The sequence below is a fragment of the Haloactinopolyspora alba genome, from assembly GCF_003014555.1.
In the GTDB taxonomy this organism is placed as follows: Bacteria; Actinomycetota; Actinomycetes; order Jiangellales; family Jiangellaceae; genus Haloactinopolyspora; species Haloactinopolyspora alba.
On the sequence record NZ_PYGE01000004.1, the window covers coordinates 57,127 to 76,593 of the forward strand.

Sequence of the window (19,467 nt, forward strand, 5' to 3'; positions counted from 1 at the left end):
CCGAGGCGTCGGCACCCGGTCACATTCGTCCAAGCGCACCGTCGCCAGCGGGTTCTACGGTCGTGTCCAGCGGATCCACATGCAACGGAGGGACCTGAAATGACCACCGTCACCCCGTACCTGTGTGCCAACGGCGCCGTCGACGCGCTCGAGTTCTACGTGCGGGCGTTCGGCGCCGAGGAGACGTCCCGATGGACCGACCCCGACACCGGAACGATCGGTCACGCCGAGTTCGTCGTGGACGGTGCCCGGTTCTACATCGCTGACGAGTGGCCGGCCGGCGGCGTGTACGGCCCGACGCCCGGCCGCACGTCCGTGTCGCTCGTGCTCCAGGTCGACGACGTCGACGCGTTCTTCGACCGTGCCGTGGCGGCGGGCGCGACGGTCGACCGGCCGGTCACCGACTCCCCGCACGGCCGCGGCGGGTGGCTGTTCGACCCGTTCGGCCACCGGTGGCACATCACCGGCGTCGTGCGGCCGATGTCGGCGGACGAGCTGCAGCAGCGGGTCGGCGACGAGTACGTCATCAGCTGACGCTGCAGTACGCGGCCGGCGGCCGTGCGGACCTCGCCGTCGCGACGTGCTAGAACCGTCGGCGTGGAGTTGATGCACAGCGGCAAGGTCCGCGAAGTCTACCGGGACGGCCCGGACGAGTTGATCCTGGTGGCCAGTGACCGCGTCTCGGTGTACGACGTCGTCCTGCCCACGCCGATCCCCGACAAGGGCAAGCTGCTGACGGCGCTGTCCCTGTGGTGGTTCGAGCAGCTCGGCGACATCGTCGCGAACCACGTGATCTCGGCCACCGACGTCCCGGACGAATGGGCCGGGCGCGCCATCCGGTGCCGCGCCGTGGACATCGTCCCGGTCGAGTGCATCGCCCGCGGCTACCTGGCCGGTCTCGGCTGGGAGGCGTACGCGAAGGACGGCGCCATCTCCGGTGTCGAACTGCCCAGCGGGCTCGTCGAGGGTGACCGGCTGCCCGAACCGGTGTTCACGCCGACGACGAAGGTGGCGCCGGAGGACGGCCACGACGAGCCGATGACCTTCGACGAGGTGTCCGACCAGGTCGGAACCGAGCTCGCGGAGCGCCTGCGCGCGCTGACCCTGCAGCTGTACCGCCGTGCGGCCGAGCGTGCCGAGTCGCGCGGCGTGATCCTCGCCGACACCAAGTTCGAGTTCGGCTTGACGCCGGATGGCGACGTGGTCCTCGCCGACGAGGTGCTGACCTCGGACTCGTCGCGCTACTGGCGCGCCGAGGACTGGAAGCCGGGCGGGCGCCAGGTCGGGTTCGACAAGCAGTACGTCCGCGACTGGGCACGCGACCTCGGGTGGTGGGACCGTACTCCACCCGGCCCGGAGATCCCCGCCGACGTGGTCGAAGAGACGGCGCGCCGGTACCGGGTGATGTACGAGCGCATCACCGGCCTGACCTGGAACGGCTGACCCTTCTACAGTTCGCCTGTCCCGTGATCCCGGACAGGATCGCTCAGTGGTGTCGGCAAGGGGCGGGGAATTGGCGGGTCAGCTCCTCCGCCGGTACCTACCGGGCGCCATTTCGTACATTCGTTTGAACGCGTTGGCGAAGGCGAACTCGGATGTGTAGCCGACATGGGTGGCGATGGATCTCAAGGGTGCGTCCGATGTGCGCAGCAGCCGTGCTGCCGTGGTCATCCGCCACCAGGTCAGGTAGCCGAGGGGCGGTTGACCTGTCAGCAGGGTGAAGCGCCTGGCGAACGGGGCCCGGGAGAGCCCGGCTTCCGCCGCCAGTTTCGCCACTGTCCACGGCGCAGCCGGGTCTCGGTGGATGGCGTGGAGGGCGGCGGTGACCGCGGAATCGTTGAGTGCGGCGGCCCATCCGGTGGTGCTGCCCAGGGAAGACTGCCCGTCGAACCAGATGCGCAGGATGTAGAGCAGGAGCGCGTCCAGCAGCCCGGGGATGGCTGCGTCTGTGCCCGGACGCGGGTTCTCCACCTCCGCGGCCAGCAGCTCCACGGCTGAGCTCAGTTCCGGATGGCGGCCCTCTTGTGCCGGCAGATGGATCAGATCCGGAAGGGTCAGCAAGAGCGGGTGAGTGCGCGACGGGTCGAGTTGGTAGGCCCCGCAGAGCACCACGGTGACCGGGCCGTCGTCGCCGCTGCGGTCGACGCTGTCGGAGGCGTAGGTGGCGGACAGCTGGTGATCATCGGGGCCGCAGGCACGGCCCGTCACAGGGGTTTCGGGGCTGTCGGCCAGGGTGTGCCCGCTGCCGTGGGGTAGGAAGACGACATCGCCCGCGCCCAGCTGGACGGGCTGGGCCTCGGCGGGCAGCAGCCAGCAGGATCCCTGCAGGATCACCTGGAAGCCTGCCGATCCCGGGACGGATGTGAACTCCTGTCCCCACGGGGCGTGCCACCGCACGTGCGCCGACCGGGCGCGGCCAGTGCGCGTCACCGCGACCACGTCGCTGAGTACGTCCATGCGCTGAGCGTACGTTTACGGGACGTACGCGTATGAACCGAGCGCTCTGACGCATGGATCGTCTCCGTGAGCGATCGTAAGTTCATTGACATGATGATGAAGGCCGCACGTATCCACGAATTCGGCGATGCGTCCGTGATCCGCCACGACGCAGTTCCGCGCCCGCGACCCGCCTTCGGTGAAGTGCTCATCCGTGTCGCCGCGACCTCGTTCAATCCCACCGAGGCCGCGTTGCGCGCCGGAATGCTGCAGGCGTTCCTTTCTGTGGACCTGCCCTACACGCTCGGCTGGGACGTCGCCGGCACCGTGGCCGAGACCGGTGCGGGGACGCAACGGTTCGCCGTAGGCGACCGGGTCGTCGGGCGGCTCGACGGCGGAGGGGCCGCGGAATACGTACGGGCTCCCGTCGACGTACTGGTCACGGTGCCGGACGCCGTGCCTCTCGCGAACGCGGCGGCTCTTCCCGTGGCCGGCCTGACGGCATGGCAGTCGGTCTTCGAGCACGGGAAGGTAGCCGCTGGTCAGCGTGTGCTGGTCAATGGTGCAGGCGGCGGCGTCGGCGGCTTCGTGACGCAGCTCGCGAAGCATGCCGGAGCCGAGGTGATCGCCACGGCGGGTGCTCGAAGTGCCGAGGCGGTCCGGAGGCACGGCGCGGACCTGGTGATCGACTACACCACGCGGCCGGTGGGCGCCTCGCTCGACGGCCCGGTGGACACTCTGCTCAACCTGGTCCCGCTGAGCCCACCGGACGCCGCAGCTCTGGCGTCTCTGGTTCGGCCGGGCGGGCGTATCGTCTCGATCGCGACCCCGGTCGAGTCGCCTGCCGACGCAGAGGTGACCGCGACGCACATGGTCGCCCGAAACGATGTAGCGCATCTGGCGGCGCTTGTGGAACTCGTTGAGGCGGGCGCAGTCGCCATCGACATCAGCGAGTCACGCCCGCTGGCCGATCTTGCAGACGTCCATCGCCTCAGCGAGGCCGGCCGGACCCGAGGCAAGGTCGTCATCGTTCCGTGAAGCCCAGGCCACAAAGGGGACAACGGGCACCACCACGAAGACATGATCAACTTCACGTTACCCGAGCTCGGCCACCACTCGGGCAGCTGCCCGGACGTACGGGTCGAGTTCGCGAACGGCGACGATTCCGGCCGTTCGCTGGAGAAGTCACCGAACCCCGCTTCTTCGGTGGCTGCTGGGCACGGACGAACGTGCCTCTGCCGGCCTTGATGTCGTTCGTCGATGCAGCAAGCACGTGTCCGTAGGCGACCAGAGGTGCCTGTGGGTCAGCGAATCACGCGAACGGCAGACCTGATCGGCGGTCGCGGCGTTCCGAAACGTCGCGCGGTCTGGTCACGTATGCGCGACCATGGTGGCTGTCGATCAAGGGTGGTGGCCACGTTGAGACGGAATCAGCTGCTGGACGCTGCGCTGGGCTACGCCGGACTGGGAATGGCGGTGTAACCAGCTGCTCCCGCCGTTCGGCGGACGTCCAAGTGGTGGATGCGCAACGCTTGGACGTGCGGTTGTGGGCACAGCGACTGTGTCGCTCCGGGCGAGCATGTGCTGGAGGACGGCAGCCGGCAGGCGTTGACGGATCGAGCGGAGATCGAATCGGTCTGGGGTGTCAGCCAGCCGCCGAACCTACGGGTTTCCGCGTCGCCGGATATCGACGTGTGGGACGTGCCGCGAGAGATGGCGCGCTGGGTATGCGTGTGCTGGAACAACAACGTCTGACCATCTGGCCGCCCGTGATGCAGACACCCTCGGGTCGCTGGGTGTGGTGCACGCCGCACGTCGACGAGCCGGTCCCGCCCATTGCGGCGTTCGGCAGTGGCGTCCGACGGTTGGCCGAAGCGCAGACCATCTTGGTGCCACCGTCGCGTCGTCCTGGCGGCAAGCTCAGGTGGGTGTGGTCACAACGCTTTCCGCGTACGCCGCTCCCACGGCCATGGCCGATCCTGTTGGCGTTGGCGTCGGCGGCGGAGCGGTTGCATTCGTGGGAGGTTCACGATGAAGGGCCTCCACCGCGGTCGGCGCCCACGGCGTGACCTTGTCGCGACGGGTGGATACGACCGTTTCCCCGCGGTTCTGAGACTACGCATGGTTCGGGCCGGTTCCTGGTGTGGAACCGGCCCGGGTGTTTGTGCTGGTTGGGGCGGAGGCGGCGGGATTTGAACCCGCGAGAGGGTTTGAGCCCTCAACCCGCTTAGCAGGCGGGCGCCATAAACCAGGCTAGGCGACGCCTCCCCACCCGTCGCGAACAACGGGCGTCGCAAGAGTACCCGGCTCCGGGTGGGCGCGGCAAAGTGAGGGCTGAAGTGGATCGTGCGACAGCGCCCCGATCGGTCCGGCGAGCTCGTCTGCCGGGGGAATCGGGCCGTTATGCAACTTCTGAGCCGCCTCGAGCGTCTTCTCTCATGACCGACCTGATACGACGGTTCTCGGTTTGACTTATGGTGGCTCCGGCAACTGGCGAGGCGTGAGGGGTGAGACACCGCGTGGACAACGCCCGAGGTGGCTCCGGCGCGCGGCGCTCTCGACTGAACTCGCGCCGACGGCAGCGGAACGAGCGGTACGGCCGGTTCATCGGACTGACCGCGCTGGGGACCCTGCTCCCCGGCAGTGGGCTGGTCGCGGCCGGCAGGCGCCGGCTGGGCACGTTCATCCTGATCCTGCTCGGGCTCGCGCTCGTGGTCGCATTGGCGGTCGTGGTGCTGGTCCCGCAGTCCCGCCTCGCTTCGTACGCAGGCGACCGGCAGATGATGCTGCTGCTCGGCGGCGGGCTCGCCATCCTGGCGGCGGTGTGGATGCTCATCGCGCTGGGGACGCATCGTTCGCTCGAGCCGGACGGGCTGTCGCCGGGACGCCGCTTCGGCGGGGCGCTGGTGGTGGTGCTGGCCGCGTCGCTGGTGGTCGCGCCGATGGCACTCGGGTCGCGGTACGCGTTCACGCAGCGCGACCTGATCGGCTCCATCTCGTCCGGCGGGGAGAGTCACACGACGCCGGAAATCGACGAGAAGGACCCGTGGGCGGACAAACCCCGGCTGAACGTGCTGTTCCTGGGTGGCGACGCCGGCGATGGTCGGGAAGGGTTGCGTCCGGACACGCAGATCGTCGCGAGCATCGACACCGACACCGGCGAGACGACGATGATCTCGTTGCCCCGGAACCTGGAGAACGTGCCGTTTCCCGAGGACAGCCCGCTGCACGAGGTCTACCCCGACGGCTTCCAGGGGCCGGGGGACCAGCTGGAGTGGATGCTCAACGCGGTCTACCGCAACGTCCCGAACGCTCACCCCGAGGTGTTCAAGGGCGTCGAGCACCCGGGGGCCGACGCGAACAAGTGGGCCGTCGAGGGCGCGCTCGGCATCGACATCGACTACTTCATGCTGGTCGATCTGGCCGGCTTCGAGGCCGTCGTCGACGCTCTCGGTGGCATCACCCTGGACGTTCCCCACGACATCCCGATCGGCAACAAGACCCTGCCGAACGGTGAGTGCTCCGAGCCAAGGGGATACGTCGAGGCCGGCGAGAACCGGCACCTCGACGGCGACGAGGCGCTGTGGTTCGCGCGGTCTCGTTGTCCGGGCGACGACTACGTGCGGATGGCGCGCCAGCGGTGTGTCATGGACGCGATCGTGGCCCAGGTCAAACCGACGACGCTGATCAGCCGCTATCAGAAGCTCGCCAACACGGCCGGCGACATCATCACCACCGATGTGCCGGAGGGCATGTTCCCCGCCCTGATCGAGCTGATGCTCAAGGTGCAGAACGCCAGCCTCGAGAGCCTCACCCTGGACCGGGAGTTCTTCGAGAGCATGGGCACCACCTCGGGCGATCCGGACTACGACGCGCTGCACGAGCGCGTCGACGAGATCCTGAACGGTTCGTCGGGACAGTCGTCGCCGGGCGAGTCGCCGACCGGCTCCGGCGAGAACACGTCCGAGACCGACGACACCACCGAGGCGGCAGAGCGCACCTCCGGCGACGGCGCCGGCACGATCACGCAGGTCTCGGAGAGGACCAGCGACACCGGGTCCGAAGACGGCTCCGGCGACGGGGGCGAGGCCGAAGCGGACGAGCCGGTCGATGCCGGCAAGGTCTGCTGACCCTCACCGGCCGTCACTCGTAGAGCACGTAGTCCGGCGTCGGCTGTAGGGCCAGGACCTGCTGCGGTGTGATCAGTTCAGACCGGGAGGATTCTGTGACCGTCGCCGTCGTACCGCTGCGTGAGCTCGCCGAGCTCGCCGAGCTCGGCGGCGGCGCGGTCGAGGCCGGGCGGTGAGCCGTCCGAACGACGGCGAACGCCCGCCCGCGAAACCGATCAGCCGGTGTTCGGGCAGCACGCTGGTTCCGCCGCCGGGCAGGGTCGCCGCGTCCGGCGCACCGGGAGGTGGACGCGTTCCCGACGGCGGGCGGCTCCGGCCGAGGACGGTCAGGCGGGTTCCTTCGGTGGCGTGAGCGGACGGTAGCCGCGGTCGTCGTTGAGCCGTTTCCGCAGCTCGCGGGCGAGGGGCCGGGCTTCGACGCCGAGGGCGCTGGTGCGGACGAGGCTCTGCCGCCCGCCGGCGAGGTCGATCGAGACGATGGATCCGTCGGTCTGCACGCGGCGGACGTCGCGCCAGGCGCCGCGGCGCGCCCCCAGGCGGTAACCGGTCGTGTTGGTGAACCCTTCGTCGTCGAGCACCAGCCGCGTCCCGCGGCCGAACACCCGCAGCACGCCGACGACCAGGACGACGGCGCACAGCAGCCCGGCGACGGCGATCAGCACCACCGCCGCGACGGTGAGCCACGTCGGGAGGTCCGCCGCGAGCAGCAGACTCAGGGCGATGGTGAGGACGCCGACGCCGACGGCGCCGACGCCGACACCGCGGACCGCCACCGCCGTCGGCGGGCCGTAAACCGTGCGAGTCACGCCCTCCAGTGTGACACCGTGCAGGTCACCGTGTGGCACCGGTCATCGTGTGGCACCGGCGGTGCCGGTGTGCGTCAGCCGGGTGCGGCTCTCGGCGATCATGCGGCACAGCGGGCACAGGTCCATGCCGTGCCGCCGGCTCCAACCGTTGAGGACGGTGCGCGCGTCGTGCGGGGTCGACCCGACGTTTCCCAGGTCGCCGCACTGATCGCAGACGATGGCTACCTGTGCGCTCATCTTGCTCCTCGTTCTCCGCGTCCATGCCCTTCGAGGCAGTGGTCTCACTCGAGTCAAGTCTGCCTGACAGTGAGTGATCACGCCGGAAAACCCGGTGAATCCACGGTCGCGCGCAGGTGTCGACGCAGGCGCCGGAGGTGGTCCCGGCACTCGGCCGTGCGGACCACCTCGGGCGCGTTGAGCGGAGGGCATGGGATTCGAACCCATGAGGACGGAGAGGGCCCCGCCCTAGAACTTTTCAAGAGTTCCCCGTTCGGCCACTCCGGCAGCCCTCCCGGCCCTGTCAGTGTGCCACGGCCCGCGGGTGCGGATCGAGCCGCCGGAACGTCAGCAGGACCGACCGCCGCCGCGACCACTGCGGCACGGGCGGCCGACGGTGTTGTGACAGGATCGCAGGCGGTGACCGAGGAGCCCGAACCGATGCGCGACGGGGCCGCTCTGCCCGGCGGGAACGTCAGCGGCGCTCGCCGCAGCGGCGACGTGGTGCTGCGCCCGGCCGGTCCCTGGACGCCGGCGGTCCACGCGCTGCTGGGTCATCTGCAGCGTGCCGGGCTCGACGGCGTCCCGCGGGTCGTCGGCGTCGACGAGGGCGGACGCGAGATGCTGACGTACATACCGGGCCGCAGCATCGACCCGGACGCGGAGATCGTCAGCGACGCGCTCCTGGTCAGCGGCGTGCGGTGGCTGCGCCGGTTCCACGACGCGGTCCGCGACTTCCGGCCGGCCGGTCCGGTGCGGTGGCGGCACGGCACGCGGGAACTGGCTGCCGACGAGATCGTGTGCCACAACGATCCGGGCGCCTACAACTGGATCGCCGACGGCGACCGGGTGGTGGGCGTCATCGACTGGGACATGGCCGGTCCGGGTGTGCCCACGGACGACCTCGCGTTCATGGTCTGGATGTCGTTGCCGTTGCTGCGCCCGCTGCCGCTGCACGACGTCGTCCGTCGGCTGCGGCTGATGGCCGACGCCTATGGCGGACCCGCGCCGGGTGAGATCCTGCGACAGGTCGATCGGCGGATGACTCTGGCCGCCGACAACATCGAGGCCGGGCAGCGACGGGGCGACCCCGGCCTGCTCAATCTGGCCGCGATCGGTGAGCCGGAGCGCACCCGTACCGCGCTGCGCGGACTGCGGGCCAGGCTGCCGGAAATCGAAGCGGCGGTGGCATCATCCGGCTCCGCCGGCGGGGTCGGGCCCGGTGGCGACGGGACGACGCGGATCGGCGGACCACTGGGACCATGAACCCGGGTACAGTGCCGCGTCGATGCCGGCCGCCGCGAGCGCCGCGACCTCGTGCGCGGCGGTGACGCCTGAGCCGCAGTAGACGGCGACGGGACGGGAGCCGTCCGCGCCGAGTTCGGCGAAGCGCCGCCGCAGCTGTTCGGCGTCCAGGAAGTGGTGCGCCTCGTCGAGGTTGCCGGTGGTCGGTGCGCTGCGTGCGCCCGGGATGTGACCTGCGCGCGGATCGACGGGCTCGGCCTCGCCCCGGTAGCGCTCGCCGGCGCGGGCGTCCAGCAGCACGCCGTGGCCGGAGTGCTCGCCGGCGTCTTCCGGTCCGATGACCGGCATCCCGCCCGAGGTCAGTTCGACGTCTCCGGGTTCGGGCACCACCTCGCCGCGTTCGACCGGGAGGCCGGCCGCCCGCCAGGCAGGGAGTCCGCCGTCCAGGATCCGCACATCGCTCAGACCGGCCCACCGCAGCAGCCACCAGGCTCGTCCCGCCGAGGTCCCGCCGGCGTCGTCGTAGACCACGCAGGTGTCACCGGCGCGGACTCCCCATCGCCGCGCCGCCGCCTGCAGGTCGGCCACGTCGGGCAGCGGGTGCCGGCCGGCCTCCGCCGACGCCGGCGCAGCCAGCTCCGTCTCGAGGTCGACGTACACGGCGTCCGGCAGGTGCTCACGCAGGTAGTCGTCGCGTCCGTGCGGGTTGCCGAGTGCCCAGCGCACGTCCAGCAGTACGGTGCGCTCACCGGAGTCGAGGCGGCGCCGCAGCGTGTCGACGCCGATCAGCACGTCGGTCATGGCCGCTCCCTTCATCCGAGCGTGTCCGCGGGGGTGTCGTCCGGCAGGCGGGTCCACGTCTCGTGCGTCGCGATGAACGCGCTCGAGTGCGGCTGCTCGCCGTCGCCGTTGATCTCCGGACGGGCGAGCACCCGGGCGCCGTCGACCTCGAGCGTGGCGTCGGTGCAGAACGTGAGCAGGTTCGTCAAGGTCCACGACGCCGCGCCCAGGCGCCACCGCAGCGCGAGACCCGGGCGCGACTGCATCGGTTTGCTGATGGCCGCGATGACGCTGGAGCCGTCGGAGCCGAGCACCCGGGCGCGGGCGCTGTCGTGCCCGATCTGCCAGTCGAGCACGTCGCAGTCCACCGGCTCGGCGATCTCCGGGAGCCCGTCCAGCTCGGGGAAGTGCCGGGTGAACGTCTCGGCCAGCCAACTGCCCAGCTCACGGTCCGGCGTCAGCAGGCGCACGGCCTCGTCGCCGTCGACCCAGGCCAGAACCGCCACGCCCGGGCCGCGCACGCTCCATTCGGCTTCCCACAGCGAGACGAAGCCCGCGCGGGACTCGGCGCGGAACAGTGTCGCTCCCGGGTTGGCACCGATGAACTCGACTGGCATCACTCGAGGGTAGTGACGTTCAGGTCGTCGTGTGCGTATGCCGTGCGGATGATCTTCTTGTCGAACTTGCCGACGCTGGTCTTCGGGATCTCGTCGACCACCGCCCAGCGCTCGGGCAGTTGCCAGCGCGCGACCCGTCCGGCCAGGTAGTCGCGCAGCTCCGGTGCCGCCGCCTTCTCGCCGTCCTTCAGCACGACCGCGGCGAGCGGACGTTCACCCCAGGTGTCGTCGGGCACGGCCACGACGGCGGCCTCGGCGACGGCCGGGTGGTCCATCAGCTGGCCCTCCAGGTCGACCGAGCTGATCCACTCACCTCCGGACTTGATGACGTCCTTGACCCGGTCGGTCAGCCGCAGATAGCCGTCCGGGGTGATCGACCCGACGTCACCGGTGCGCAGCCACCCGCCGTCGAAGGACGTCTGGTCGTCCTCACCGTGGTACGCGCCGGTGATCCACGGGCCGCGGACCTCCACCTCGCCGACCGACTCGCCGTCCCAGTCGACGATCTCCCCGTCCGGGCCCACCAGGCGGGCCTCGACCGGTGCGACGAAACGTCCCTGCGACAGCCGGTAGCGACGGGCGTCCTCGCCGGTCACACCGGCCGGCGGCCGCGCCAGCGTGCCCAGCGGGCTGGTCTCGGTCATGCCCCACGCGTGCAGCAGCGTGATGCCGCGCTCGTCGTAGGCGCGCAGCATGCCCGGCGGGAGGGCAGAACCGCCGACGACCAGCTCGGTCAGCGACGAGACGTCGGTGCCGGGGTTCTCGTCCAGGTGACGTTGCAGGCCGCCCCAGACGGTGGGGACGCCCGCGCCCTTGGTGGGGCGCACCTGCTCGATGAACCGCGCCAGCGGATCCGGCGCGAGGAAACGGTCGGGCATGGCCAGCGACGTGCCGGTGGCGAACGCGGCGTACGGCAGCCCCCAGGCGAGCACGTGGAACTGCGGCACGACGGTCAGCAGCAGGTCGTGCGCGTGCAGCGCGAAGACGTCCGGCAGCGACTGGGTGATCGCGTGCAGGTAGATGGACCGGTGGCTGTAGACGACGCCCTTCGGGTTCCCGGTGGTGCCGGACGTGTAGCACATGGCCGCCGCGGCGCGCTCGTCCACGTCCGGCCAGTCGACCGTGCCCAGGTGGGCGGCGACGAGCTTCTCGTAGTCGTGCACGCCGACGCCGGTGCCTTCGAGCACCGACAGGTCGGCCTGTCCCGCGACCACGACGTGCCGGACGCTCTTGAGCGACGGCAGCAGCTTCGCGAACCCGGGCAGCAGCGAGTGGTCGACGATGACGACGCGGTCGGCGGCGTGGTTGGCGATGAAGGCGATCTGCTCGGGGAAGAGGCGGATGTTGAGCGGGTGTACGACGCAGCCCATGGCGGGGATGCCGAGGTAGGCCTCGACGTGCTCGGCGTTGTTCCACATGAACGTGGCGACCCGGTCGCCGGGGCGCACACCCAGTTCGCGCAGCCCGGCGGCCAGGCCTGCGGCACGGGTCGCCACGTCGGCGAAGGTGACCGACCGCGCCTCCTCGTCGGTGGCGGTGACGATCCGGGCGGTGGCGTGCACGGTCGCACCGTGCTCCAGCAGGCGACGGATCTGCAGCGGAACGTCCATCATCGTGCTCTCGGTCACGGCAGCCTCCCCAGTGAGGACATGACGACACGGCCGGCGGCGGAGCCGACATCCACGCCAACCCTGCCGCAGAATCCGCGACCGGGGAAGCCGCGGTCCCGCATTCCGCGGGTGAAGGACGGCAGAACATGTGCATACCGCGCCATGTCCGGTGAATTCTCCGGCGATTAACACGGCCGACATGTCCGTGTCGTCGCGACACGACCTTGTAACCAGGTGCGCGTCCTCATGAAACGTCCGGCACGGACGCTGACGGACGTCTGCGTTGCCGCAGTGTGGCGGCTCGACACACGGCGGACCGGACGTGGCCGTACATCGGCGCGTCGTGGTCCGGCCGGCGTATCTGCGATGGGAGGGACGGCACTCGATGGATACCGGAGACACCGCCTGGATCCTCGTTTCCACGGCGCTCGTCATGCTCATGACCCCGGGCCTCGCCCTGTTCTACGGGGGCATGGTCCGCGCCAAGAGCGTCATCAACATGATGATGATGAGCTTCGGCGCGCTCGGCGTCGTCAGCGTGCTGTGGATCATCTTCGGCTACTCGGTGGCGTACGGCGAAAGCATCGGCGGAATTCTCGGCAACCCGGGCGACTTCTTCGGCCTTTCCGGGCTGCTCGACAGCGCTGACGGCATTCCGACACTGGTCGACGTCGGGTTCCAGGCCATGTTCGCGGTCATCACGGTCGCCCTGATCTCGGGATCGATCGCCGACCGCGCGAACTTCTGGACGTGGCTGGTCTTTGCCGCGATCTGGATGACGGTCGTCTACTCCCCGGTCGCGCACTGGGTGTGGGGTGTCGGCGGCTGGATCGGTGACGAGCTCGGCGCGGTGGACTTCGCCGGCGGCACGGCGGTGCACATCAACGCCGGAGCGGCCGGGCTGGCGCTGGCTCTGGTGCTGGGACGCCGCCGCGACTTCGGCAAGGGTTCGCACCGGCCGCACAACCTGCCGCTGGTCATGCTCGGAGCGGGACTGCTGTGGTTCGGCTGGTTCGGCTTCAACGCCGGCTCGGCGTACGGCGCGAACGTCGCGGCCGGCGTCGCCCTGGTCAACACGATCGGCGCCACCGCCGCGGCGATGCTGGCCTGGCTGGTCGTCGAGAAGCTGCGTGACGGGCACGCGACGTCGCTCGGCGCGGCCTCCGGCGTCGTCGCCGGCCTCGTGGCCGTCACCCCGGCGTGCGGCGCGCTGAACCCGATGATGTCGATTGTGCTCGGCATCGCGGCAGGCGTCGTCTGCTCGCTGACGGTCAGCCTGAAGTTCCGGCTGCGCTACGACGACTCGCTCGACGTGGTCGGCGTGCACCTGGTCGGCGGTCTGGTCGGCACGGTCGCGATCGGCTTCCTGGCGACGGCGGACGCGCCGGACGGTGTGGACGGGCTGTTCTTCGGCGGTGGCCTCGACCTGCTGGGACGGCAGATCCTCGGTGCGGTCGCCGTGCTGGCCTACTCGTTCGTCGTCACGTACGCCATCGGATGGGTGCTGCAGAAGACGATCGGGTTCCGCGTCGAGGACGACCACGAGGTCGTCGGCGTCGACCGCATCCACCACGGCGAGTCCGGCTACGAGATCGGCAACGAGGAGGTCCCGGACGACGTGCTCGCCCGGGTCGAGGCCCCGGCCGCCGGCGCGGGCGCCGCAACCGCCCCGCCGGCCGCCTCCGGCCGGGTGCTGGGTTCCTCCGAGGGCGGGATGTCGCCGGCCACCTGATCTCCCTCATCCGAGGAGCCGGATCAGCTGTGCGGCTTGGTCCGTGGGTGTCCTCAGGACTGCCGTCCTGGCCCGCCGCGCTGGGGTGCTTGTTCGGGCGCTGGAGAGTTGACGGCGAGAACGCTGTCAACTCTCCAGCGGGCCGACACGTACCGGCCAGTGCTGCGTGACCGGGGTCGGGACGCCGACCCAGCAGCCCGCCCGAGACGTGCTCTGTTCGCAGTGCGGCCGGCGGCACCGTTCCGCGGCGGAGTCAGCAACGTCCGGCACTACGGCGAACGCCGTCCACGAGCGTCTATGGTGAGGAACGTCCCTGCGAGCGACCTCGTCGAAAAGGTGACTCGACCCGATGACCGTGGCACACGAGACCATCACATTGACCGGCAACCTCATCATCGGCGCGCAGGACGTCCGCGGCACCGACGGTGAGATCGCCGCGGTCGACCCGCGTACCGGACAGGCGCTGGAGCCGTCCTACGGGCTCGGCGGCGCCGCGGACGTCGAACGCGCCACGACGCTGGCCGCGGAGGCGTTCGCCACGTACCGGCAGACCGACCCTGACGTCCGCGCGGGCTTCCTCGAGCGGATCGCGGAGCGCATCGACGGGCTGGGCGAACAGCTCACCGAGCGGGTGCAGGCCGAGACGGGCCTGCCGCGTGCCCGGGCCGAGTCCGAGCGGGCGCGGACGACGAACCAGCTGCGGCTGTTCGCCTCGGTGCTGCGCGAGGGCAGCTGGCGCGGCGCGCGCGTCGACCCCGGGCAGCCGGAGCGTGAGCCCGTGCCCAGGCCGGACGTGCGCCAGCGCGCGGTCGCCCTCGGCCCGGTGGCCGTCTTCGGCGCGAGCAACTTCCCGCTCGCGTTCGCGGTGGCCGGCGGTGACACCGCGTCGGCTCTGGCGGCTGGCTGCCCGGTCGTGGTCAAGGCCCACGAGGCGCATCCCGGGACGTCGGAGCTGGTCGCCCGGGCGATCCAGGCCGCGGTGCGCGACAGCGAACTGCCGGCCGGGACGTTCTCGCTGCTGTTCGGCTCCGGCCCGGGCCTCGGCACGGCCCTGGTGACCGACCCGCGGATCAAGGCCGTGGGCTTCACCGGGTCGCGGTCGGCCGGGCTGGCGCTGACCGCCGCGGCTGCCGGCCGCGCGGAGCCGATCCCCGTGTACGCCGAGATGTCGAGCGTCAACCCGGTGTTCATCCTGCCGGACGCGCTCCGGCAGCGGCCGGAGGAGCTGGGCGCCGCCTACATCGCCTCGGTCACCACGGGTGCCGGGCAGCTGTGCACCAGCCCCGGGCTGGTCTTCGTCCAGGACGGCGAGGGCGCGGACGAGTTCCTGGCCGCGGCGGCGGAGGCGACCGGGCACACGGCGGCGGCGCCGATGCTCACGTCCGGTATCCGGGAGGCCTACGACCGTGGGGCGGACGCGCTCGCGTCCCGCGAGTCGGTACAGCGTGTCGCGGTGGGCTCCGCCGCCGACGACATCGCGTGCGCCGGACAGGCGCGACTGTTCGCGACCACCGGTGACGCGTTCCTCGCCGAACCGGAGTTGCACGGGGAGGTCTTCGGCGCGACGTCGCTGGTCGTGCTGGTGCGCGACCGCGCGCAGCTCGAGCGGGTCGTGGACGCGCTGGAGGGCCAGTTGACCGCCACGATCCACGCCACCACCGCCGACCACGACCTGGCCGGCGGCCTGCTGCCGGCGTTGGAGCTCAAGGCCGGTCGGGTGCTGTTCAACGGCTGGCCGACGGGTGTCGAGGTGGGTCACGCCATGGTGCACGGCGGTCCGTTCCCGGCGACCTCCGCGCCCCGGACCACCTCGGTGGGAACGCGTGCCATCGAACGGTTCCTGCGGCCGGTCGCCTACCAGAACGTCCCCGGGGAGCTACTGCCCGACGAGCTGCGTGACGGCAACCCGCTCGGTCTGTGGCGGCGGGTCGACGGCGAGCTGGGCCGGCACTGACGCCCTGTCTCCGAGGGAGGATGACCGGATGATGCGGGTCGCGCTCACCCAGCTGGCCGCTGACGTGGACGCCGAGCGGAACCTCGACACCGTCCGGAGGCTGACGACGGACGTCGAGGCCGACCTGATCGTGCTGCCGGAAGCGACGATGCACGACTTCGGCGACCCGTCCACCCCGCTCGGTCCGCCGGCGCAGGCGCTGGACGGCCCGTTCGTGACGGCGCTGGCCGCGCTCGCGCGCGAGCATGCGGCCACGGTCGTCGGTGGCATGTTCGAACGCTCCGACGACCCCGAGCGCCCGTACAACACGCTCGTGGCGCTCGGCCCCGACGGGACGCTCGTCGCGACCTACCGCAAGGCGCACCTGTACGACTCGTTCGGATACCGCGAGTCCGACCGGTTGCTCGCCGGTGCGCCCGTCCCCGTGGTGCTGACGGTCGGCGACGTCACGATCGGCCTTCTGACCTGCTACGACCTGCGATTTCCCGAGCAGGCGCGGGCGTTGGTGGACGCCGGCGCCGACGCGCTCGTGGTGCCGGCCGCGTGGGTGCGCGGCCCGTTGAAAGAGGACCACTGGGAGACGCTGCTGCGCGCCCGCGCCATGGAGAACACCGTCTACGTGGCCGCCGCGGCCCAGTGCGGACGCAAGTACTGCGGGCGCAGCATGCTCGTCGACCCGCTGGGTGTGGCGGTCGCCGCGGCGGGCGCGGACGAGAGCAGCACGCAGGCCCGGCTGGACCCGGCGCAGATCGCGGCCGCCCGCGAGCGCAACCCGGCGCTGCACCACCGCAGGGCCTGGCCCGTCGCCCCCGCCCGGCCGGCGGACGGCGCGCGAGACCCGTCGTGACGCCACCGCGGAGCGCGCGGTGACACCGCCGTGGGCGGCGCTCGTGCTCGCCGGAGGAGGCGCGCGCCGGCTCGGCGGGCGGGACAAGCCGGCTCTCGTCGTCGGCGGACGGACGCTGCTCGACCGTGCCGTCGACTCGTGCGTCGATGCCGGCGAGCTGGTGGTGGTGGGGCCGCCGCGGCCGACGGACGGGACGCCGCTGCGCTGGACCCGCGAGGAACCGCCGGGCAGCGGGCCGCTGGCGGCGCTGGCGGCCGGGCTGGACGCGCTGCTGACCGACCCGCCGGTCGTCGTGGTGCTGGCGGCCGACCTGCCCGCGGTCACGCCGGAGCTCGTGCGCGGACTGGTGGAGGCGCTGCCCGCGGAGGCGGACGCGCTGCTCGTGACCGATGCCGACGGCCGGTTGCAGCCGTTGCTCGGCGTGTACCGGAGGCCGGCGCTGACCGCGGCCCTGCGCGGCGTGGGCGACCCGAGGGGCCGGCCGTTGCACCGGATCCTGCCGTCGCTGACCGTGGCCACGGTTCCGGACGCGCGGGCCTCGTCGGACATCGACACCGCTCAAGACCTGGCACGATGGCAGACTCGTCCCGCCGAAGGGAACGACGGCGCACCGACCGACATGGAGCGTGATGACTGATGGAGCCGTGGGTGGCCGCACTGTGCGAGCAGCTGGGCGTGCCGGTCGACGACGTCGACGTCGGCGCGATCCTGGAGCTCGCCAAGGACGCCGCGCACCAGGTGGAACGCCCGGCCGCGCCGGTCACCGCGTTCGTCGCCGGGTACGCGGCGGCGTTGAAGGGCGGCGGCCAGGCGGCGGTGGCGGCGTCCGTCGGTACCGCGAGCGAGCTGGCGTGGTCGTGGAACGCCGGGCCGGACCCGTCGACTCCGACGCTGTCCTGATCTGGCCGCGTGGCCCGCGCGCCGGCCCGCGAGCTGTCCGCTAGCGTCGAGGACCGTGGAGACCAAGGGTTCTGTCCACCTGCCGAACGTGGACGAGGAGATCGACCCGCTGCGGCAGTTCAGCAAGCGCGTCCTGATCGCGGTCGGGGTGCTGCTGGCGACCGGCCTGATCGTGTGGCTGGACCGCGACGGCTACACCGACAGCATCGACGGCAACGTCAGCCTGCTCGACGCCTTCTACTACACCACGGTCACGCTGTCGACCACCGGCTACGGCGACATCGCGCCGATCACGGACGAGTCGCGGCTGATCAACATCGTTCTCATCACCCCGATGCGGGTGGCGTTCCTGATCATCCTGATCGGCACCACGCTGGAGACCCTGACCGCCCGCAGCCGGGAGCAGGTGCGGCTCAACCGCTGGAGGAAGAAGTTGCGTGAGCACACCGTCGTCATCGGTTACGGCGTCAAGGGGCGCAGCGCGGTCGCGACGCTGCTGGCCAACTCGGTGCCCATCGAGTCGGTCGTGGTGGTCGACCCGGACCCCGCGGCCATCACCGAGGCGAACGACGCCGGCCTGGTCGCGGTCCTCGGTGACGCCACCCGGGCGGACGTGTTGCGCCGTGCCGGGGTGCCGGCGGCGCGCAGCGTCATCATCACCACGGCTCGTGACGACTCCAGCGTCCTGGCGACGCTCACCTGCCGGCAGCTCAACCCGGAGGCGGAGATCATCGTGTCCGTCCGTGAGGCGGACAACGTGAACCTGGTGCGGCAGGGCGGTGCGAACGAGGTGGTCACCTCGTCGGACGCGGTGGGGCGCATCCTCGGTCTGGCCACCGTCAGCCCGGCACTGGGGCACGTCCTCGAGGACCTCACCACGTCCGGCAAGGGCCTCGAGGTCTCCGAGCGTGAGGTGCTGCCGCGTGAGGAGGGCAAGCAGCCGCGCCAGCTCAACGACCTGGTCGTCGCCGTCATCCGGGACGGAGCGGAGCTGCCGTTCCACTCCCCGGCCATCGGGCACCTGGTGCGTGGCGACCGGCTGATCGTCGTCCGCGCGTCGGCCAGCTTCCCGTGGGCGCGCCGGACGGAGCAGGGATCCGGCGGCGGCGACGGCGACACCGAGCCCGAGGACCCGGCGGACCGGCCGCCGGGCGGCGTCTGAGCCGAAGGAGAGTCCGTGCGTGCTGTGACGATCACCGAGCCGGGCGGTCCGGAGATGCTGGCCGTCTCCGAGGTCGCCGATCCGGTCTGCGGGCCGGACGACGTCCTGGTCGACGTGGCCGCCTCGGCCCTGAACCGCGCGGACGTGCTGCAGCGCCAGGGCCGGTACCCGCCGCCCGACGGCGCACCCCCGTGGCCGGGACTGGAGTGCAGCGGAGTGGTCCGCGCGGTCGGCGACCGGGTGGAGGGCGTGCGCGTCGGCGCCGAGGTCTGTGCGCTGCTCGCGGGGGGCGGGTACGCCGAGCGGGTGGCGGTGCCGGCGGGGCAGGTGCTTCCGTTGCCGGCGGGGGTCGACGTGGTCACCGCGGCGGCGCTGCCGGAGGCGATGTGCACGGTCTGGTCGAATCTGTTCATGACGGCCGGGCTCGCCGCGGACGAGGTCGTGCTGGTGCACGGCGGCGCGAGCGGGATCGGCACCGCGGCCGTCCAGCTCGCCCGTGCCCGGGGCGCGCGGGTCGCGGTGACCGCCGGCTCGGCGCCGAAGCTGGAGCGTTGTGCCGAGCTGGGCGCGTCGATCCTGGTGAACTACCGGGACGAGGACTTCGTCGACCGGGTGCGAGAGGCCACCGGTGGTCACGGCGCCGACGTCGTGCTGGACATCGTCGGCGCGAAGTACCTGAGCCGCAACGTCGACGTCCTGGCCGCGGACGGCAGGCTGGTGATCATCGGCCTGCAGGGCGGCCGGAAAGCTGAGCTCGACCTGGCGGCGCTGATGACCACACGCGCCAGCGTGTCCGGCACGACGCTGCGCGGGCGCTCGGCGGCCCGGAAGGCGGAGGTCGTCGCGCAGGTGCGGCGGCACGTGTGGCCGTTGCTCGAGTCCGGCGACGTGGTTCCGGTGGTCGACCGGACCTTTCCGATGTCCGAAGCCGCGCAGGCGCACCGCGACCTGGAGTCCGGTGCGCACGTCGGGAAGATTCTGCTGGTCAACTGAGCGTGCCGGTGTGGGCCGCGCGGCGCGACGGTTTGATCA

At 71.3% G+C, this 19,467-nt stretch carries 19 protein-coding genes and 2 tRNA genes; 13 read left to right on the forward strand and 8 right to left on the reverse strand.

What is annotated here, in order from left to right; all coding sequences use genetic code 11:
- The first annotated feature begins 99 nt into the window (after positions 1-99).
- Positions 100-534 (forward strand): VOC family protein, encoded by a 435-nt coding sequence (locus CLV30_RS06835; RefSeq protein WP_106536466.1) that lies wholly within the window; start codon positions 100-102, stop codon positions 532-534.
- A 63-nt stretch (positions 535-597) separates the two neighbouring features.
- On the forward strand, positions 598-1,443 hold the full coding sequence (locus tag CLV30_RS06840; RefSeq protein ID WP_106536467.1) for a phosphoribosylaminoimidazolesuccinocarboxamide synthase: 846 nt from the start codon (positions 598-600) through the stop codon (positions 1,441-1,443).
- 78 nt (positions 1,444-1,521) lie between these two features.
- Here the strand turns inward: CLV30_RS06840 and CLV30_RS06845 are convergent, their stop codons facing one another.
- On the reverse strand, positions 1,522-2,457 hold the full coding sequence (locus CLV30_RS06845) for an AraC family transcriptional regulator (RefSeq protein ID WP_106536468.1): 936 nt from the start codon (positions 2,455-2,457) through the stop codon (positions 1,522-1,524).
- 90 nt (positions 2,458-2,547) lie between these two features.
- On the opposite strand from CLV30_RS06845, the gene CLV30_RS06850 reads away from it, so the two are divergent.
- Complete coding sequence (locus tag CLV30_RS06850) at positions 2,548-3,474, forward strand: NADP-dependent oxidoreductase (protein ID WP_420841963.1); 927 nt, start codon at positions 2,548-2,550, stop codon at positions 3,472-3,474.
- 543 nt (positions 3,475-4,017) lie between these two features.
- Complete coding sequence (locus tag CLV30_RS26320) at positions 4,018-4,191, forward strand: hypothetical protein (RefSeq protein ID WP_165358474.1); 174 nt, start codon at positions 4,018-4,020, stop codon at positions 4,189-4,191.
- A gap of 422 nt (positions 4,192-4,613) precedes the next feature.
- Here CLV30_RS26320 and CLV30_RS06855 read toward each other — a convergent pair.
- A tRNA-Ser gene (locus CLV30_RS06855) sits at positions 4,614-4,704 on the reverse strand.
- Between the two features lie 251 nt (positions 4,705-4,955).
- Between CLV30_RS06855 and CLV30_RS06860 the strand changes: the two genes are divergently transcribed.
- Positions 4,956-6,566 carry an LCP family protein gene (locus tag CLV30_RS06860; protein ID WP_106536469.1) on the forward strand — a complete coding sequence of 537 codons (1,611 nt, stop codon included), beginning with the start codon at positions 4,956-4,958 and terminating at the stop codon, positions 6,564-6,566.
- A 326-nt stretch (positions 6,567-6,892) separates the two neighbouring features.
- Here the strand turns inward: CLV30_RS06860 and CLV30_RS06865 are convergent, their stop codons facing one another.
- From CLV30_RS06865 to CLV30_RS26325, 3 genes are all read right to left on the reverse strand, one after another.
- Positions 6,893-7,372, reverse strand: coding sequence for a hypothetical protein (locus tag CLV30_RS06865; RefSeq protein ID WP_129710873.1), 480 nt, complete (start codon positions 7,370-7,372; stop codon positions 6,893-6,895).
- A 42-nt stretch (positions 7,373-7,414) separates the two neighbouring features.
- Complete coding sequence (locus CLV30_RS06870) at positions 7,415-7,609, reverse strand: hypothetical protein (protein WP_106536471.1); 195 nt, start codon at positions 7,607-7,609, stop codon at positions 7,415-7,417.
- A gap of 182 nt (positions 7,610-7,791) precedes the next feature.
- Positions 7,792-7,884, reverse strand: a tRNA-Ser gene (locus tag CLV30_RS26325).
- 124 nt (positions 7,885-8,008) lie between these two features.
- Between CLV30_RS26325 and CLV30_RS06875 the strand changes: the two genes are divergently transcribed.
- Complete coding sequence (locus CLV30_RS06875) at positions 8,009-8,854, forward strand: phosphotransferase (protein ID WP_205740534.1); 846 nt, start codon at positions 8,009-8,011, stop codon at positions 8,852-8,854.
- On the opposite strand, the gene CLV30_RS06880 is transcribed toward CLV30_RS06875, so the two are convergent.
- Genes CLV30_RS06880 through CLV30_RS06890 form a run of 3 tightly spaced genes read right to left on the reverse strand, consistent with a single transcriptional unit; the run spans position 8,780 to position 11,843 of the window.
- A complete protein-coding gene (locus tag CLV30_RS06880) occupies positions 8,780-9,634 on the reverse strand; it encodes a sulfurtransferase (RefSeq protein ID WP_106536717.1) in 855 nt (284 codons plus the stop codon). The genes CLV30_RS06875 and CLV30_RS06880 overlap by 75 nt on opposite strands.
- 11 nt (positions 9,635-9,645) lie before the next feature.
- Positions 9,646-10,230: a hypothetical protein gene (locus CLV30_RS06885; RefSeq protein ID WP_106536472.1), complete on the reverse strand. Its 585-nt coding sequence runs from the start codon at positions 10,228-10,230 to the stop codon at positions 9,646-9,648.
- Entirely contained in the window at positions 10,230-11,843 is a 1,614-nt protein-coding gene (locus CLV30_RS06890) for a long-chain fatty acid--CoA ligase (RefSeq protein WP_106536718.1), read from the reverse strand. The genes CLV30_RS06885 and CLV30_RS06890 overlap by 1 nt, the downstream gene beginning before the upstream one ends.
- Before the next feature lie 382 nt (positions 11,844-12,225).
- Here CLV30_RS06890 and CLV30_RS06895 point away from each other — a divergent pair, with 382 nt between their 5' ends.
- The 7 genes from CLV30_RS06895 (at position 12,226) to CLV30_RS06920 (ending at position 19,428) form a co-directional block, all read left to right on the forward strand.
- Positions 12,226-13,572, forward strand: coding sequence for an ammonium transporter (locus CLV30_RS06895; protein ID WP_106536719.1), 1,347 nt, complete (start codon positions 12,226-12,228; stop codon positions 13,570-13,572).
- A 349-nt stretch (positions 13,573-13,921) separates the two neighbouring features.
- Positions 13,922-15,526: an aldehyde dehydrogenase (NADP(+)) gene (locus CLV30_RS06900; RefSeq protein ID WP_106536473.1), complete on the forward strand. Its 1,605-nt coding sequence runs from the start codon at positions 13,922-13,924 to the stop codon at positions 15,524-15,526.
- 28 nt (positions 15,527-15,554) lie between these two features.
- On the forward strand, positions 15,555-16,373 hold the full coding sequence (locus CLV30_RS06905; protein WP_205740533.1) for a carbon-nitrogen hydrolase family protein: 819 nt from the start codon (positions 15,555-15,557) through the stop codon (positions 16,371-16,373).
- 19 nt (positions 16,374-16,392) lie between these two features.
- The gene (gene mobA / locus CLV30_RS06910) at positions 16,393-17,010 is read left to right on the forward strand and encodes a molybdenum cofactor guanylyltransferase (protein ID WP_205740532.1); all 618 of its coding nucleotides are present in this window, start codon (positions 16,393-16,395) and stop codon (positions 17,008-17,010) included.
- 11 nt (positions 17,011-17,021) lie between these two features.
- Entirely contained in the window at positions 17,022-17,273 is a 252-nt protein-coding gene (locus CLV30_RS26915; protein ID WP_205740531.1) for a DUF6457 domain-containing protein, read from the forward strand.
- Between the two features lie 55 nt (positions 17,274-17,328).
- Positions 17,329-18,435: a potassium channel family protein gene (locus CLV30_RS06915; RefSeq protein ID WP_106536474.1), complete on the forward strand. Its 1,107-nt coding sequence runs from the start codon at positions 17,329-17,331 to the stop codon at positions 18,433-18,435.
- A 15-nt stretch (positions 18,436-18,450) separates the two neighbouring features.
- Complete coding sequence (locus CLV30_RS06920; RefSeq protein ID WP_106536475.1) at positions 18,451-19,428, forward strand: NAD(P)H-quinone oxidoreductase; 978 nt, start codon at positions 18,451-18,453, stop codon at positions 19,426-19,428.
- Positions 19,429-19,467 lie beyond the last annotated feature (39 nt).

Excerpts from the sequence above, each read along its gene's own strand:
- CLV30_RS06835 (WP_106536466.1), top strand. The coding sequence starts at position 100 with ATGACCACCGTCACCCCGTACCTGTGTGCCAACGGCGCCGTCGACGCG.
- CLV30_RS06845 (WP_106536468.1), bottom strand. The coding sequence starts at position 2,457 with ATGGACGTACTCAGCGACGTGGTCGCGGTGACGCGCACTGGCCGCGCC.
- CLV30_RS06850 (WP_420841963.1), top strand. The coding sequence starts at position 2,548 with ATGATGATGAAGGCCGCACGTATCCACGAATTCGGCGATGCGTCCGTG.
- CLV30_RS06870 (WP_106536471.1), bottom strand. The coding sequence starts at position 7,609 with ATGAGCGCACAGGTAGCCATCGTCTGCGATCAGTGCGGCGACCTGGGA.
- CLV30_RS06880 (WP_106536717.1), bottom strand. The coding sequence starts at position 9,634 with ATGACCGACGTGCTGATCGGCGTCGACACGCTGCGGCGCCGCCTCGAC.
- CLV30_RS06885 (WP_106536472.1), bottom strand. The coding sequence starts at position 10,230 with ATGCCAGTCGAGTTCATCGGTGCCAACCCGGGAGCGACACTGTTCCGC.
- CLV30_RS06890 (WP_106536718.1), bottom strand. The coding sequence starts at position 11,843 with ATGATGGACGTTCCGCTGCAGATCCGTCGCCTGCTGGAGCACGGTGCG.
- CLV30_RS06895 (WP_106536719.1), top strand. The coding sequence starts at position 12,226 with ATGGATACCGGAGACACCGCCTGGATCCTCGTTTCCACGGCGCTCGTC.
- CLV30_RS06900 (WP_106536473.1), top strand. The coding sequence starts at position 13,922 with ATGACCGTGGCACACGAGACCATCACATTGACCGGCAACCTCATCATC.
- CLV30_RS06905 (WP_205740533.1), top strand. The coding sequence starts at position 15,555 with ATGATGCGGGTCGCGCTCACCCAGCTGGCCGCTGACGTGGACGCCGAG.